Source organism: Cupriavidus basilensis OR16, from assembly GCF_000243095.1.
GTDB classification, from domain to species: Bacteria; Pseudomonadota; Gammaproteobacteria; order Burkholderiales; family Burkholderiaceae; genus Cupriavidus; species Cupriavidus basilensis_D.
This window is the reverse complement of sequence record NZ_AHJE01000315.1, coordinates 1-574: the sequence shown is the minus strand read 5'-3', so window position 1 is coordinate 574 and position 574 is coordinate 1. Positions and strand designations below refer to the sequence as shown.

Annotated in this window: 1 protein-coding gene; it reads left to right on the top strand. The window is 61.8% G+C overall.

Annotated features, from left to right (window positions below; translation table 11 throughout):
- Positions 1-574: efflux RND transporter permease subunit (locus tag OR16_RS38895; protein WP_158001421.1), on the top strand; the 574-nt coding region annotated here is incomplete at both ends.

The following is a 574-nucleotide window of genomic DNA, read 5'->3' as shown; positions in this document are numbered from 1 at the left end:
GTGGTGGTGGAAAACGTCGAGCGCGTGATGCATGAGGAAGGACTGTCCCCGCTTGAGGCAACCCGCAAGGCGATGGGACAGATCAGCAGTGCATTGATCGGCGTGGCAATGGTGCTGTGTGCAGTGTTCGTACCGGTGGCGTTCTCCAGTGGCACGGTCGGCGGGATCTACCGCCAGTTCTCGCTCACGATCGTTGCGTCGATGCTCCTGTCGGTGTTCGTTGCGCTCTCGCTCACGCCCGCATTGTGCGCAATGCTCCTGAAGCCGCCGCGCGAGGACCACGGCGAGAAAGACGGATTCTTCGGGTGGTTCAACCGCACCTTCGACAAGGGGCGGGACAAATATGTGCATGGTGTGCGTCACGTCGCCGCCAGGTCCGGACGTTGGCTGCTCATCTACGCTGCGGTGGTGGTTGCGGTGGGCGTGATGTTTGTCCGCCTGCCTACGTCGTTCCTGCCGAACGAGGATCAAGGCTTTATATTCGTCCAGGTCCAGACACCGCCAGGCGCCACGCAGGCGCGCACAGGCGCGGTACTCGACGAGGTCAGCAACTATCTGCTGAAAGACGAAGCGG